General features: G+C 74.9%; 13 protein-coding genes. All 13 read right to left on the reverse strand.

Annotated features, from left to right (window positions below):
• Positions 1–69 precede the first annotated feature (69 nt).
• Positions 70–912 (reverse strand): phytanoyl-CoA dioxygenase family protein, encoded by an 843-nt coding sequence (locus H2O74_RS14970; protein WP_220457975.1) that lies wholly within the window; start codon positions 910–912, stop codon positions 70–72.
• Between the two features lie 583 nt (positions 913–1,495).
• On the reverse strand, positions 1,496–3,592 hold the full coding sequence (locus H2O74_RS14975; protein WP_182114319.1) for an iron ABC transporter permease: 2,097 nt from the start codon (positions 3,590–3,592) through the stop codon (positions 1,496–1,498).
• 11 nt (positions 3,593–3,603) lie between these two features.
• Complete coding sequence (locus H2O74_RS14980; RefSeq protein WP_182112303.1) at positions 3,604–4,593, reverse strand: iron-siderophore ABC transporter substrate-binding protein; 990 nt, start codon at positions 4,591–4,593, stop codon at positions 3,604–3,606.
• 64 nt (positions 4,594–4,657) lie between these two features.
• A complete protein-coding gene (locus H2O74_RS14985) occupies positions 4,658–5,545 on the reverse strand; it encodes an ABC transporter ATP-binding protein (protein ID WP_182112304.1) in 888 nt (295 codons plus the stop codon).
• 40 nt (positions 5,546–5,585) lie between these two features.
• Complete coding sequence (locus tag H2O74_RS14990; protein WP_182112305.1) at positions 5,586–6,965, reverse strand: GntP family permease; 1,380 nt, start codon at positions 6,963–6,965, stop codon at positions 5,586–5,588.
• Positions 6,966–7,013: 48 nt separating this feature from the next.
• Positions 7,014–7,529: a gluconokinase gene (locus H2O74_RS14995; RefSeq protein WP_182114320.1), complete on the reverse strand. Its 516-nt coding sequence runs from the start codon at positions 7,527–7,529 to the stop codon at positions 7,014–7,016.
• A 107-nt stretch (positions 7,530–7,636) separates the two neighbouring features.
• Positions 7,637–8,347 (reverse strand): response regulator, encoded by a 711-nt coding sequence (locus H2O74_RS15000; protein WP_182112306.1) that lies wholly within the window; start codon positions 8,345–8,347, stop codon positions 7,637–7,639.
• Positions 8,344–10,836 (reverse strand): DUF4118 domain-containing protein, encoded by a 2,493-nt coding sequence (locus tag H2O74_RS15005; RefSeq protein WP_182112307.1) that lies wholly within the window; start codon positions 10,834–10,836, stop codon positions 8,344–8,346. The genes H2O74_RS15000 and H2O74_RS15005 overlap by 4 nt, the downstream gene beginning before the upstream one ends.
• A 4-nt stretch (positions 10,837–10,840) precedes the next feature.
• Positions 10,841–11,452, reverse strand: a complete 612-nt coding sequence (kdpC, locus tag H2O74_RS15010; protein ID WP_182112308.1) for a potassium-transporting ATPase subunit KdpC — start codon at positions 11,450–11,452, stop codon at positions 10,841–10,843.
• A gap of 53 nt (positions 11,453–11,505) precedes the next feature.
• Positions 11,506–13,668 (reverse strand): potassium-transporting ATPase subunit KdpB, encoded by a 2,163-nt coding sequence (kdpB, locus tag H2O74_RS15015; protein WP_182112309.1) that lies wholly within the window; start codon positions 13,666–13,668, stop codon positions 11,506–11,508.
• Between the two features lie 5 nt (positions 13,669–13,673).
• On the reverse strand, positions 13,674–15,344 hold the full coding sequence (gene kdpA / locus H2O74_RS15020) for a potassium-transporting ATPase subunit KdpA (RefSeq protein WP_182112310.1): 1,671 nt from the start codon (positions 15,342–15,344) through the stop codon (positions 13,674–13,676).
• Positions 15,344–15,433 (reverse strand): potassium-transporting ATPase subunit F, encoded by a 90-nt coding sequence (locus tag H2O74_RS15025; protein WP_182112311.1) that lies wholly within the window; start codon positions 15,431–15,433, stop codon positions 15,344–15,346. The genes kdpA and H2O74_RS15025 overlap by 1 nt, the downstream gene beginning before the upstream one ends.
• Positions 15,430–15,585, reverse strand: coding sequence for a hypothetical protein (locus H2O74_RS15030; RefSeq protein ID WP_182114354.1), 156 nt, complete (start codon positions 15,583–15,585; stop codon positions 15,430–15,432). Before H2O74_RS15030 ends, H2O74_RS15025 begins: the two co-directional genes overlap by 4 nt.
• Positions 15,586–15,704 lie beyond the last annotated feature (119 nt).

Raw genomic sequence — 15,704 nt, forward strand, 5'->3', positions numbered from 1 at the left:
GCGTCGCGGTCCCGGATCCGCAGGTCGACTGGGCACGGACCCGGGGTCAACGGGCCGCTCAGGCGGGCGTCACTCCGCGGCGCCCATGACGAGGCCCTCGATCGTGTGCTTCTGCGTGATGGGCGTGAGCTGGTCGACGACCGGGCAGTGCAGGTGGTCGCGCACCTCCTGCGGGAGCGCCTCCCAGTAGCCGGTGGTCACCGCGAGGTCGTGGTGCTCGGCGTTGCCCGCCCCCGGCGCGTCGACGCCGAGCACCAGGACGGGCCGGGCGAGCTGCGAGTGGTTCGTCGTGCCGCGGTGGATGGTCAGGGCCGACCGAGCCGAGACGTCGCCGCGCTGCGGCAGCTTCCGCACGGCCAGCGCGCGGTACCGGTCGTAGTGCGACGTCGGCGGGAACATGCCGTGCTCGAGGTCCGGGCTGTCGTCCCACTGCGTCCCGGGTGCGATCTCGAACGGGCCCATGTCCGGCGTCGTGTCGACGCACGTGAGGTTGAAGGCGAGCGAGGTCAGCCGGCGGTCGCGCCGCGTCTCCTCGGGCATCGGGAAGTCCCGGTGCCACGGCTGGTCGACGGCGCCCGGGTAGGGGGTGTCGAAGCCGACCTCGACGATCTCGTAGTCGTCGCCGAGCACCGCGCGGCAGGTCGCGCTGACCCACGGGTGCGTCACGAGGTCGACGAACCCGCGCAGCTGCTCGGGGTGGATCTCGACGTACCACCGGTTCGGCCCGCGCCCGACGGCGCCGTCGGGCCGGCCCCGGGCCTCCTGGAACGCCGCCTCGACGTCCTGCGCCATGCGGTCCGCCCACTCGACCGGGAACGCGCCCCGCAGGGCGGTGATCCCGTCCGTGTAGAGGGCCTCGACGATCGGGGCGGGGTCGATCGTGCCGCTCATCGTGCTCGGATCGGTGGCCACGGAGCGCCTCCAGCGTCGTCGCAGGTCCGGCCAGTGTGCGCCCGGTCCGCGGCCGGGACAAGGTCGTCCACCTCACCGTCCCGCCGGTCCCGCCCCGTGCCGACGACCAGCTCGACGAACCCCCGCCGGCCCCGACCCGCTCGCCCCGACCCGCTCGCCCAGCCCTCCGCCCCGCCCGCCCCGCCCAGCTCGCCCCGACCCGTCTCCGCGCCCTCGCCCCGTCCGCCCGACCCGCCCGCCCGACCCGCCCGGCGCCAGTTTTGGCACCGATCCGGGCGCCGCCACACCCGGATCGCTGCCAAAACCGGCGGGGGCGGGGGCGAGGCGAGGGCGGCGAGGGGGCGGGCGGAGCGGGCGGGTGGCAGGCGGAACGGGGCGGGACGGGCGGAGGTGGCCGGGCGGGTGGCGGAGCGGGCTGGGCGCGGGCCGGGCGGGTCGGAGCGGGAGACGGGCGCGGCAGGGCGAGCGGCAGGGCGGCAGGGCGAGCGGCGGGCCGAGCGCGCCGCGCACTCGGCCGGTCTTGGGAGCGATTCGGGCGTCGCCACCACCGGATCCGTGCCAGAAGCGGGCTGGGCGCGGGGGGTCAGAGGCCGACCGTGCGGCGGGTGCGCCACAGGAGCCAGACCAGGTACGGGGCGCCGATCATCGCCGTGACCAGGCCGGCCGGGATCTGGCCCGGGGCGATCACCGTGCGGCCGACGGTGTCGGCGACGCTGACCAGCAGCGCGCCGAGCAGCGTCGCCGCCGGGACCATCCGCCGGTGCGCCGACCCCACGAGCCCGCGCGCGAGGTGCGGCGCGACCAGCCCGACGAAGCCGACGACGCCCGCCGCCGAGACCGCCGTCGCGGCGAGCAGGGCCGCGCACGCGAGCAGGGTCAGGCGCGCGGGCCCGAGGCCCACGCCGAGCACCCGGGGCGTGTCGTCGTCGAGCGCCACGAGGTCGAGCTCGCGCCGCGACCGCACCACCACGGGCACGACGACGGCCAGGGCCGCGAGCACGGGCAGGCTCTGCTCGAGCGAGCGGCCGTACGTCGAGCCCGACAGCCACGTCAGCGCGAGCACGGTGTTCCAGGGGTTGGTGACGACGACGATCACCGTGATCAGCGCGGTCGCGACCGCGCTCACGCCGACGCCGACGAGGACCAGCCGGTCCGAGCTGAGCCCGCGACGGTGCGCGAGTCCGTAGACGAGCGCGAACGTGGCCGCCGCGGCGACCGTGGCCGAGCCCGTCACCGCCCACAGGCTCGCGCCCGGGACCAGCACGATGAGCAGCACGGCCCCGACGCCGGCGCCGCCCGTGATGCCGAGCAGGCCCGGCTCGGCGAGCGGGTTGCGGCACACGGCCTGCACGATCGAGCCCGACAGCGCGAGCGCGGCCCCCGCGAGCAGCGCCGCCACGACGCGCGGCACCCGCTGGTCGAGCACGAAGGTCACGCCCCGGCCCGAGACGCCGCGGAGCCAGTTGGCGACGTCGCCCGTGAGCAGCATCGTGTCGCCGAGCAGCAGCCCCGCCAGGACGGCGCCCGCCACCAGGGCCACGAGGATCGCCTGCGTCACCACGACGCGGCGCCGTGTGCGCGGCGCGCCCGTGCCGGCGGAGGCGGTGGTGGGTCGCGCGTCGTCGCGCAGCCGGCGCGCGAGCCAGACGAGCACGGCGGCGCCGAAGAGCGTCGTCACGACGCCCGTCGGGACCGCGACGCTGCCCGTGCCGGGGATCAGGAGCCGGAGCAGGATGTCGGCGGCGAGCACGACGACGCAGCCGACGAGGCCCGCCAGCGGCAGCAGCACGCGGTGCCGGTGCAGGCCCGGGACGAGTGGCGCCAGCAGCCGCGCGATCACGGGCGCGCACAGCCCGACGAACCCGATCGGACCCGCGACGGTGACCGCCGACGCCGCGAGCAGCACCGCGACGAGTACGGCGACGACGCGCGTGCGGCGCACGTCGAGCCCGAGCACGGTCGCGGCGTCGTCGCCCAGCGCCATGAGGTCGAGGCGGCGCCCGAGCACGAGCGCGGCGGCCAGGCCGATCGCCACGACGGGGGCGACCTGCGCCAGCGTGCGCGCGTCGGTCTGGGCGATGGAGCCGCTGCCCCATGCGAAGAGGCCCTGCGTCTCCTGCTCGAAGAGCATGAGCAGCAGCACGGTCAGCGACCCGAGGGCGAGCGTGGTGGCCGACCCCGCGAGCACGAGGCGCGTCGGCCCCGTCGCCCCACCCCGCGACAGGGCGAGCACGAACGCGGCCGCCGCGAGGCCGCCGACGAACGCGAGCAGCCCGTTGACCGCGAGCGGGAGCGCGACGCCGACCACGGCGGCCAGGACGACCGCGAGGTACCCCCCGGCGTTGACGGCGAGGGTGTCCGGCGACGCGAGCGGGTTGCGCGCGACCGACTGGAGCACCCCGCCGGACACCGCGAGCGCGACGCCGACGAGCAGGGCGGCGAGCACGCGCGGCAGGCGCGAGGCGACCAGCACCGCGAGGGCCTGGTCGTCGGCCGCGCCGCCCGTGAGCAGGCGCAGCAGGTCGCCCGCACCCACGTCAGACGTGCCGAGCGTGACGTCGACGAGCGCGAGCGCGACGACCAGGGCGAGCGCGAGAAGGAGAACGGCGCCGACCTGCAGCCGGCGCACCGGGGTGACCGGGGCGGACGCCTCGGCCTCCCCCGGCGCCCCGACCGTCAGGACGGGCACGCTCACTCGGTCAGCGCGTCGACGACCGCGTCGACGAAGGCCTCGCCGGAGGCCGGCCCGCCGAACATCCAGATGCCGTCCGGGATGCGGTGGACGTCACCGGCCGTGACGAACGGCAGCTGCTGCCAGATCGGGTTGCCGGCGAGGCCCTCGGCGAACGGGTCGGCCTGCGAGTCGCTCGCGGCGTAGAGGAAGTGCACGTCGCCGAGGCCCGTCAGGCCCTCGACGTCGGTCGAGGCCAGGCCGTAGTCGGCGTCACCCTCGCCGGTCCAGGCGTTCTCGAGGCCGAGCTCGGCCGCGATGGCACCCAGGTAGGCACCCTCGGTGTACATCCGGATCGAGACCACGCCGTTGTTGTCCCAGCCGTCGGCCATCGTGATCGGCGCGCCCTCGAGGCCCGCCTCGGCGAGCGCCGCGGCGCCCTCCTCGACGGCCGTGTCGAACTCCGCGAGCAGCTCCTGCGCCTCGTCCGAGGTGCCGGTGGCCTCACCGAGGACCGTGACGGTCTCCCGCAGGTGGCCGAGCGGGTCGGACGCGTCCGAGCCGCGCAGCGCGATCACGGGGAAGGACTCCTCGATCTGCGCGACGACGTTCTCGGGCAGGTCCGTGGTGGTCACGACGAGGTCCGGCTCGAGGGCCGCGATCGCGTCCAGGCTCGGCTCGCCGCGGAAGCCGACGTCGGGCGTGGCCTCGTCGAGCGGCACGACCGTGGCCCACGTGTTGTAGCCGGCCGGGTCCGCCGCGCCGATCGGCTCGACGCCGAGGCTGAGCAGGTTCTCGGTCAGACCCCACTCGAGCGAGACCACGCGCTGCGCGGGGGCGTCCAGGGTGACCTCGCCCCGCTCGTCCGTGACCGTGATCGGCTCGGCCGCGGCGACCGCACCGGTGTCCTGGTCGGTCTCGGTCGCGGGGGCCTCGGTCGTGCCGCACGCGGCGAGCGAGACGACGGCCAGGGCCGTGAGGGCAGGCAGGGACAGGCGGAGGCGGCGCATGGGTTCCTCGTGATTCGTGGTGTGGGGTGCGGTCAGGACACGGCCAGGTCGCGGGGCGACCGGCTCAGCAGGGTTCGGAGGACGGCACGCGGCGCGCGGCGTGACGCCCGACGGGATGCGCGCGGACCCGGCCGGTCGCCGGGTCGACCGTGACGTCGATGCGGATGCCGTAGGTCTCGGTCAGGGCCGGGCCGGTCAGCACCTCGGCCGCCCGGCCCGTGCCCACGACGCGGCCGCGGTCGAGCAGCGCGACGGTGTCGGCGACGTCCGCGGCCTGGTCGAGGTCGTGCAGCACGACGCCGACGGCGACGCCGTGGTCGTCCGCGAGGTCGCGGACCAGGTCGAGGATCTCGACCTGGTAGCGCAGGTCGAGGTGGTTGGTGGGCTCGTCGAGCAGCAGCACGCCCGTGTCCTGCGCGAGGCACGAGGCGAGCCAGACGCGCTGCAGCTCCCCGCCCGAGAGCTCGTCGACCGCGCGCTGCGCCATCCCGGCGACGCCGGTCACCGCCATCGCCCACGCGATGGTCCGCGCGCCGTCGGCGTCGCCGGCCCGCCAGCGACCGCGGTGCGGGTGCCGCCCGTACTCGACGACGTCGGCCACCGTCACGCCGCCGGGCGTCGGCCGGCTCTGCGAGAGCAGGGTGACCAGGCGCGCGAACTCGCGCGGGTGCAGCGCGAACGCGTCCGCGTCGGCCGCCGCGAGCCGCACCGCGCCCGACGTCGGCCGGTGCAGGCGCGCGAGCGATCGCAGCAGCGTGGACTTCCCGGACCCGTTGGGTCCGACGAGCGCCGTGACCTGCCCGGCGCGCAGGACGAGGTCCGCGCCGCGCACGACCGGAGCGCCGTCGTAGGCGAGGTGCAGGTCGGAGCCCTCGAGCGCCACCCGGCCGGGCGCGACGTCGGCCCGGTGGGCGGCGTCGGGCCGGAGGACGGCGGGCGGGGCGGCGGTCATAAGCGAAGGTTAGCCATACCTAAGTCCAGCCGTAAAGCCGCTACCCGACGGCGAAGAAGAGCAAGGCGATGAGGAAGCCCATCGTGCCGATGATCGTCTCCATGACGGTCCACGTCTTGAGCGTCGTCTTCACGTCCATGCCGAAGAAGCGCCCCACCAGCCAGAACCCGGAGTCGTTGACGTGGGAGGCCATGACGGAGCCGGCCGCCACCGCGAGGACGATCGCCGCCAGCTGCACGGGCCCGTAGTCGCCGCTCGCCACGGCGGGCTCGATGAGGCCCGCCGCCGTGATGAGCGCGACCGTCGCCGAGCCCTGGGCGATGCGCAGGACCGTCGCGATGAGGAACCCGGCCACGATGATCGGCAGACCGAGGTCGCCGAGGGCCTCCTCGAGCGCGGCGCCGATGCCGGACGCGCGCAGGACGCCGCCGAACATGCCGCCCGCGCCGGTGATGAGGATGACCGAGCAGACGGGGCCGAGCGCGGACTCGAGCAGGCGCTCGATCGCCGTCTTGTCGCGTCCGCGCCGGGCGCCCATGACCCAGGCGGCCACCAGCACGGCGATGAGGAGCGCGACCGGCGTCGAGCCGATCGCGCGTGCGAGCTGGACCCACGTCGCGTCGCCGTCGATGACCCCGGCGCCGCGCAGCGTGTCGAGGCCGGTGTTGAGGAAGATCAGGAACAGCGGCAGGAGCAGCACGCCGACGACCGTGCCCAGCGACGGCGGGTTGGCGGGCTCGTCCTCGGACGTCCCGAGGATCTCGGGGACCGGCAGGACCCATCTGCGTCCGGCCCACAGGCCGTAGAGGTAGGAGCTGACGAACCACGTCGGGATCGCCACCACCAGGCCGATGAGGATGACCAGCCCCGGGTCGGCGCCGAGCAGCTCGGACGCCGCCACGGGTCCGGGGTGGGGTGGCACGAAGACGTGCATGACCGAGAAGGCCCCCGCGGCCGGGAGGCCGAAGGAGAGCACCGACCCGCCCAGGCGCCGGGCGACCGCGAAGACGATCGGCAGCATGACGACGAGGCCGGCGTCGAAGAAGATCGGGAAGCCGAAGATCAGGGACGCGACGCCGAGCGCGAGCGGCGCGCGCTTCTCGCCGAAGCGCCGCACGAGGGTGTCCGCCATGACCTTGGCGCCGCCCGACGTCTCGACCATCCGGCCGAGCATCGCGCCGAGCCCGACGAGGAGGGCCACGGACCCCAGCGTCGTCCCGAAGCCCGAGGTGAGCACGTCCACCACGGCCCCGGCCGGCACGCCGGTCGCGAACGCGGTGAGCAGGGAGACGAGGATCAGGGCGAGGAAGGCGTGCAGGCGCAGCCTGATGATGAGGAAGAGCAGCAGCGCGATCGCGCCCGCCGCGATGCCGAGCAGGGGCGCTGCCCCGAGCGTCTGTTCCCAGTCCTCCGGTGGCACGGCTTCCCCCTGGTGCTCGACGGCCCGCGGCGCTCCCGCGGGATGGTGTCAGTCGGTGGGCCCGCTCGCCCGCGGCGCCGCGGCCACGAGCCCGAACGCGTCGATGGTCCGGTCGGCGACCGCGTCCGGGGGGACGTCGACCACGATCGTGATCCCGTCCTCGTCCTCGCGCAGCGGCTGGAGCGTCTGCAGCTGCGAGGGCAGGAGGGTGGGCGGCATGAAGTGGCCCGAGCGGCCGCCCATGCGCTCGGCGAGCACCTCGGGGGCGGCGGTCAGGTGCACGAAGTGGACGCGACCCTGCGCCCCGCGCAGCACGTCGCGGTAGCTCTCCTTGAGGGCGGAGCACGTGACGAGCGAGCTGAGCCCGGCCGCGGTCTGCGCCGTGAGCCAGTCCCGGATCGCCTCGAGCCAGGGCCACCGGTCCTCGTCGTCGAGCGGCGTCCCGGCCGACATCTTGTCGATGTTGGCCTGGGGGTGGAACTCGTCCGCCTCGGCGTAGGGCCAGCCGAGCCGCTCCTGGAGGAGCGTGGCCAGCGTCGTCTTGCCCGAGCCCGAGACGCCCATGATGACCAGGTGCTGGACGGGCGCGCCGTCGGCCGTCAGGGGAACCGCAGCGTCGTCCGTCACGCCGCCCACTCTGGCGGAGGCCGCCCGCGTTCGTCCACCGCGCCTCAGGCGTCGGCCGCCCCGGCGGGCGGCGGGCCCGGCTGGAACCGGTAGCCCATGCCGGACTCCGTGAGCAGGTAGCGCGGGGCGGACGGGTCGGGCTCGAGCTTCTTGCGCAGCTGCGACAGGTACAGCCGCAGGTAGCCCGAGCTCGTCGCGTGCGCGCCCCAGATCTCGGACAGGATCGTGCGGCGCGTGACCAGCCGGCCGGGGTTGCGGACCAGGATCTCGAGGACCTGCCACTCGGTCGGCGTCAGGTGCACCGGCTCACGCGCGTCGGCCCCGCGCAGGACGATCTTCAGCCCGAGGTCGACCGTGACGTCGCCGAAGGTGACGACGGGCTCGCCGTCGGCCCGCGGCGCCGAGCGGCGCGTCAGCGCGCGGATGCGCGCGAGCAGCTCGTCGAGGTGGAACGGCTTGGAGACGTGGTCGTCGGCACCCGCGTCCAGCGCTTCCACCTTGTCGCCCGAGCCCGTGCGGCCGGACACCACGAGGATCGGCGCCGCGGTCCAGCCCCGCAGCGCCTGGATCAGCTCGATGCCGTCGAGGTTCGGCATGCCGAGGTCGACGAGGTAGAGGTCCGGCCGGTGCTCGGCGGCCTGCGCGAGGGCGTCGACACCGTCGGTCGCGGTCAGGACGGTGTAGCCGCGCGCCCGCAGCGTGATGCGCAGCGCCCGCAGGATCTGCGGGTCGTCGTCGGCGACGAGGATCTTCACGGCCGCACCCCCGCCCCCGCCGCGACGGGAAGCGCGACGACCATGGTCAGGCCCCCACCGGGCGTGTCCTCGGAGGTGAGCGTGCCACCCATGCCCTCGGTGAAGCCGCGGGACAGCGCGAGCCCGAGCCCGAGCCCCGTGAGGTTGTCCGTGTCCCCGAGCCGCTGGAAGGGCACGAAGAGCTGGTCCCGGCGGTCGGGGGCGACCCCGGGACCGTGGTCGACCACCCGGATCTCGAGGTGCTCCCCGAACGCGCTCGTCGAGACGTGCGGCGGGCGCCCCGGCGGGCTGACGTGGAGCGCGTTCGCCAGGACGTTGACGATGACCCGCCGCAGCAGCGCGGGGTCCGCCGCGACGGCCGGCACGTCCGGGTCGAGGTCGAGCACGACGTCGTCCGGCCCCGCGCCGAGCTCGTCCAGCGCCGGCAGGATGACGTCCTCGACGTCGGTGGCTGCGAGCGAGACGCCGAGCACGCCGGCCTGCAGGCGGCTGACGTCCAGCAGGTCCGTGACCAGCGTCGTCAGGGTCCGCAGGCTCTCGTCCGCCGTCGCGAGCAGCTCCGCGCGGTCCGCCGCGGACAGGTCGACGTCGGCCGCCCGCAGGCCACCGATGGCGGTCACCGCGGCGGCCAGCGGGCGACGCAGGTCGTGGCTCACGGCGGAGAGCAGGGCGCTGCGGACCTGGTCGGCCTCGACCAGCGGGCCGACGGCGCTCGCGGTCGCGCGCAGGCGCTCCTGCTCGAGGGCCCCGGCGAGCTGGGTGACGACGACCGGCAGGAGGCGCGCGGCCGAGGCGTCGAGCGGCGGTCCGTGGAGGTCGAGCACCGCGACGTCGTCCACGCGAACCGTCGCCGACGGGGCACCCTGTGGGGCCGCGCCGTCCTGCGCCCGCACGTCGTCGCCCTCGCGCAGGCGCACCGCGTCGAGACCGAACGCCTCGCGCGCGCGCGCCACCAGCGCCCCGAGCACGTCCTGCCCGCGCAGCACGCCGCCCGCGACCGCCAGCATCAGCTCCGACTCGGCCGCGGCCCGGCGCGCCACCCGGCTGCGGCGCGCGGCCTGGTCCACCACGAGGCTGACGAGCATCCCGTTGACGATGTAGAGCACCAGCCCGACGGCGTGCAGCGGCTCGCCGATGCTCACCGTCCGCACCGGCTCGATGAAGAAGTAGTCGAGCGTCAGGCCGGACATCACGGCGGTGAAGAGCGCCGGCCAGAGCCCTCCGACGAGCGCGACGACGACCACCAGGAGCTGGTAGGCCAGCACGTCCGCGACCAGCGAGTCCGGCGTGCGCAGCCCCACGAGCGCCGCGGTGAGCAGCGGCCCGCCGAGCAGGGAGACGACCAGGCCGAGCACCCTCCGGCGCGCCGTGAGGGCGCCGCGGAGGCGCGGCAGTGCCGCGTGCCCGCCGGCGGCGGCGTGGTTGACGATGTGCACGTCGATCGAGCCGGACTCGCGGATGACTGTCGCGCCGACGCCGGGGCCGCTCAGCGCGGCGGCCAGCCGGCCGCGCCGGCTCAGCCCGATGACGAGCTGCGTGGCGTCGTGCGTGCGCGCGAAGTCGACCAGCGTGCGGGCGACGTCGTCGCCGACGACCTGGTGGTACGTGCCGCCGAGGGTCTCGGCGAGGGCGGCCTGCGCCGCGAGCGCGTGAGGGCTCGACTCGCGGAGCCCGGTCTGCCCGGTGACGTGGACGGCGAGCAGCTGCCCGCCCGCGGAGCGCGCGGCGATGCGCGCGCCCCGGCGCAGCAGCGTCTCCCCCTCGGGGCCACCGGTCAGCGCGACGACGACGCGCTCGCGCGCCTCCCACGTGCCCCCGATCTCGTGCTCGGCACGGTAGGTGCGCAGGGCGTTGTCGACCTCGTCGGCCAGCCACAGCAGCGCGAGCTCGCGCAGCGCCGTGAGGTTCCCGAGCCGGAAGTAGTGCGACAGCGCGGCGTCGATGCGCTCGGCCGGGTAGACGTTGCCCTCCGCGAGGCGCTCGCGCAGGGCCTGGGGCGCGAGGTCGACGAGCTCGACCTGGTCCGCACCGCGGAGCACGGAGTCGGGGACCGTCTCGCGCTGCGGCACCCCGGTGATCGTCTGCACCACGTCGTTGAGCGACTCGACGTGCTGCACGTTCACGGTGGTGACGACGTCGATGCCGGCGTCCAGGAGGGCGGCCACGTCCTGCCAGCGCTTGGCGTGCCGCGAGCCGGGCGCGTTGGTGTGCGCGAGCTCGTCGACGAGCGCGACCTGCGGCCGCCGCGCGAGCACGGCGTCGAGGTCCATCTCCGCCAGCCTCACCCCCCGGTGCTCGACCTGCGTGCGCGGCACCACGTCGAGGCCCTCGGCGAGCGCCGCCGTGGCGGCGCGGCCGTGGGTCTCCACGACCGCGACCACGACGTCGCGTCCCTCCGCACGCAGGTCCCGGCCCTCCTCGAGCATGGCGTAGGTCTTGCCCACTCCGGGCGCGGCGCCGAGGAGGACCCGCAGGCGCCCACGTGACATGCGCTCAGCCTGCCAGCCGGTCGAGCGCCAGGTTGACCATGAGGACGTCGACGCGCGGCTCGCCCAGGAACCCGAGGTCGCGGCCCGCCGTCGCGTCGGCGACCACGCCGCGCACGGCGTCCTCGGACAGGCCGCGCGCGGCCGCGACGCGGGCCACCTGCAGCTCGGCGTACTCGGGGCTGATGTGCGGGTCCAGGCCCGACGCCGACGCGGTGACGGCGTCGACCGGGACGTCGCCCTCGGCGATGCCCTCGAGCGTCGCCACCGCGGCCCGGCGCTCCTCGATCGACGCCACGAGGTCGGCGTTGTTCGGGCCCAGGTTGCTGCCGCTCGAGGCGCCCGCGTCGTAGCCGTCGCCCGCGGCGGAGGGCCGCGGCTGGAGGTACTCGGGCAGCGGCTCGCCGTCGGCGTCGGTGAACGACTGCCCGATCAGCGCGGAGCCGACGACGGCGCCGTCCTGCCCGCGGACGAGCGAGCCGTCGGCCCGCGACCCGAGGGCGACCTGCCCGATCGCGGTGATCGCCAGCGGGTACGCGACGCCGAGGACGACGGTCAGGACGAGCATGGCGCGGACGGCGACGCGCACGTGCGGCCAGGTGGTGCGTGCGGAGCTCATGGACGGTCCTTCTGTGGTGAGGGGTGGCGGCTGGTCGGGGCGACGGCGACGGGTCAGAACCCGGGGAGCAGGCTGACCAGCAGGTCGATGGCCTTGATGCCGACGAACGGCGCGACGATCCCGCCGAGCCCGTAGACGAGCAGGTTGCGGCTGAGGATCTTGGGCGCCGAGAGGGGCCGGTACCGCACGCCGCGCAGGGCGAGCGGGATGAGCACCACGATGACCAGCGCGTTGAAGATGATCGCGGAGAGGATCGCCGACGCGGGCGAGGCCAGCTGCATGACGTTGAGCGCCGCCAGGCCGGGGAAGACGCCCGCGAACATGGCGGGGATGATCGCGAAGTACTTCGCGACGTCGTTGGCGAGCGAGAAGGTCGTCAGCGCGCCGCGCGTGATGAGCAGCTGCTTGCCGATCCGGACGATGTCGATGAGCTTGGTCGGGTCCGAGTCGAGGTCGACCATGTTGCCGGCCTCCTTCGCGGCCGAGGTTCCCGTGTTCATCGCGACGCCGACGTCGGCCTGCGCGAGCGCCGGTGCGTCGTTGGTGCCGTCGCCCGTCATCGCGACGAGGTTGCCGCCCTCCTGCTCGCGCCGGATGAGCGCGAGCTTGTCCTCGGGCGTGGCCTCCGCGAGGTAGTCGTCGACGCCGGCCTCGGCCGCGATGGCCTTGGCGGTCAGCGGGTTGTCACCCGTGATCATCACGGTGCGGATGCCCATCGCCCGCAGCTCGGCGAACCGCTGCGCCATGCCCTCCTTGACGACGTCCTTGAGGTGCACGACGCCGAGGACGCGCCCCGTGCCGTCCGGCGCGCGCTCGGCGACGACCAGCGGCGTGCCGCCGCTCGCCGAGACGCGCTCGACGTGACCGTCGAGGTCGCGGCGCACGTCCGCCGGGATCGGGCCGTCCTCCTCGAGCCACGCGATCACCGCCGACCCGGCGCCCTTGCGCACGAGCGTGCCGTCGACCAGGTCCACCCCGCTCATGCGCGTCTGCGCCGTGAACGGCACCAGCCGGCCGCCGTCGACGCCGAGCGGCGCGACGCCGTGCTCGACGGCGAGGTCGACGATCGACCGTCCCTCGGGTGTCGGGTCGCCCCCGGAGGCGCGCGACGCCGCGCGCACCAGGTCGTGCTCGGCGACGCCGGTGAGCGGCAGGAACGCCGTCGCCCGCCGGTTGCCGTAGGTGATGGTGCCCGTCTTGTCGAGCAGCAGCGTCGTGACGTCGCCGGCGGCCTCGACCGCGCGGCCCGACATCGCGAGCACGTTGTGCTGGACCAGGCGGTCCATCCCCGCGATGCCGATCGCCGACAGCAGTGCCCCGATCGTCGTCGGGATGAGGCACACGAGGAGCGCCACGAGCACGGTCAGGCTCACCGGCGCGGCGGCGTAGGAGGCGAGCGGGTTGAGCGTCAGGGTGACGACCACGAAGACGATCGACAGGCTCGCGAGCAGGATGTTCAGCGCGATCTCGTTGGGGGTCTTCTGCCGCGCCGCGCCCTCCACGAGCGCGATCATGCGGTCGACGAAGGTCTCGCCCGGCCGCGAGGTGATGCGCACGACGATCCGGTCGGACAGGACCCGCGTGCCACCCGTCACGGCGCTCCGGTCACCGCCGGACTCGCGCACCACGGGCGCGGACTCGCCCGTGATGGCCGACTCGTCGACGGACGCGATGCCCCACACGATGTCGCCGTCGCCCGGGACGGGCTCGCCCGCGCTCACGACGACGACGTCGCCCACCGTGAGCTCCGAGGACGCGACGGCGCGCGTCGCGGCGCGCTCCGCGGCGGGGTCGCCCGCCGCGTCGTAGCCCTGCACGACGTTCGCCGAGGTGCTGGTCCGCGTGCGGCGCAGGCTGTCCGCCTGGGCCTTGCCCCGGCCCTCGGCCACGGACTCCGCGAGGTTGGCGAAGACGACGGTGAGCCAGAGCCACACGGCGATGCCCGCGGTGAAGGTCGCCGGCACGGGTGACCCGCCCGACGTGCCGGGACCGCCGAGGAACGGCTCGGCCACGGCCAGCACGGTGGTGAGCACCGCGCCGACCTCGACGACGAACATCACGGGGTTGCGCCACATGAGGCGCAGGTCGAGCTTGCGCAGCGCGCCGGGCAGGGCCGCGGCGAGCTGTCGGGGCCCGAAGGCGCTCGGGGCGGACGTCCGCGGGGCAGTGGTGTGGGGCGCCGTCGGCGCCGGTGAGAGCTGTGCTGTCGTGGACATGGGTGTCAGAGACCTTCCGCCAGGGGACCCAGCGCGAGTGCGGGGAAGTACGTCAGGGCGGTCACGACGACCGTGACGCCCGTGAGCAGGCCGACGAACTGCGGCCGGTGGGTCGGCAGGGTGCCGACGGTGGCGGGCACGCGGTCCTGCGCCGCGAGCGAGCCCGCCAGGGCGAGGACGAAGAGGATCGGCAGGAACCGCCCGAGGAGCATCGCCACGCCGAGCGCCGTGTTGAACCACGGCGTGTTGGCCGTCAGGCCCGCGAACGCGGAGCCGTTGTTGTTGGCGGCGGACGTGAACGCGTAGAGCACCTCGGAGAACCCGTGGACGCCGGGGTTCCAGATCGACGTCGCCTCGACGTCGGCCCGCACCCCGGGGATCACGAAGCTCAGCGCCGTGCCGGTGAGCACGAGGACCGGCGTGACGAGGATGTACAGCGAGGCGAGCTTGATCTCGCGCGGCCCGATCTTCTTGCCCAGGTACTCGGGCGTGCGGCCGACCATGAGGCCGCCGAGGAACACGGCGATGATCGCGAGCACGAGCATCCCGTACAGCCCCGAGCCGACGCCGCCCGGGGCGACCTCCCCGAGCATCATGTTGAGCATCGGCATCATGCCGCCGAGCGCGGTGTACGAGTCGTGCATCGAGTTCACGGCGCCGGTCGAGGTCAGCGTGCTCGTCGTGGCGAACAGCGCCGAGCCGGCCACGCCGAAGCGCAGCTCCTTGCCCTCCATCGCGCCGCCCGCGGCCGCCGGGGCGTCCCCCGTGGCGTGCCACTCGAACAGCGTCAGCGCGGCGAGCGAGACGGCGAAGATCGTCGCCATGGCCGCGAGGATCGCGTGCCCCTGGCGGGTGTCGCCGAGCATCCGCCCCATCGTGCGCGGCAGCGAGAACGGGATCGCGAGCATGAGGACGACCTCGACGAGGTTGGTCCAGGGCGTCGGGTTCTCGAACGGGTGCGCCGAGTTCGCGTTGAAGAAGCCGCCGCCGTTCGTGCCGAGCAGCTTGATCGACTCCTGGGAGGCCACGGGGCCCCCGGGGACGGACTGCACCCCGCCGGCGAGCGTCGCGACGTCGGTGAACCCGGACCAGTTCTGCACCACGCCGCCGGCGACGAGGACCACGGCGCCGATCGCGGCACCGGGGAGCAGGATCCGCAGCGTGCCGCGCGTCAGGTCGACCCAGAAGTTGCCGATCGTGCCGGCCCTGCGCCGCGCGAACCCCCGCAGCAGCGCGATGACGACGCCGATGCCGACGGCGGCCGAGACGACGTTCTGCACGGCCAGACCCGCGGCCTGCACCGCGTACCCGACGGTGAGCTCGGGCGAGTACGACTGCCAGTTGGTGTTCGCGACGAACGACGCGGCCGTGTTGAACGCCAGGTGCTCGCCGACCGGGGGCAGCCCCAGGTGGTAGGGCAGCACCGTCTGCAGGCGCTGCATGGCGTAGAGCAGCAGGAGGCCGACCAGCGAGAACGCGAGCAGCGCCCGCAGGTACTGCGACCAGGTCTGCTCGGCCCGCGGGTCGACGCCGAGGACCCGGTAGAACCCGCGCTCGACGCGCAGGTCCTTGCCGGACGTGTAGACGCGCGCCATGTACTCGCCGAGCGGTCGGTGGAGCCCGGCCAGCACCAGCGCGAGCGCGAGCGCCTGGGCGACGGCGTACCAGGCGGCCATCAGAACCGCTCCGGCTTGACGAGCGCCCACACGAGGTAGACGACGGCGGCGACCGCGAGGGCCGCGGCGATGAGGTCGAGGACGATCACAGCGTCGCGACCCCCCGACCGACGACGGCCACGAGCGCGAAGACCGCGATCGAGGCTGCCACGAAGACGAGGTCCAGCACGGGTGACTCCTGACGTCGGTTCCGGACCGCGCCGCCCGGTGGGCGCACGCGGGGCCCGGGTGGGCTCGCCACCCATCCCACGCCCGCGCCGGGGCGAGATCCGCCGTCCTGACGGTTTCCCTACGGTCCCGGTGCGCGTCCTGACGGAACCCGTGCGCCCGGCGCCATCTCGCGCCAGGACGGCAGGATCT

It is taken from the genome of Actinotalea sp. JY-7876 (assembly GCF_014042015.1).
In the GTDB taxonomy this organism is placed as follows: Bacteria; Actinomycetota; Actinomycetes; order Actinomycetales; family Cellulomonadaceae; genus Actinotalea.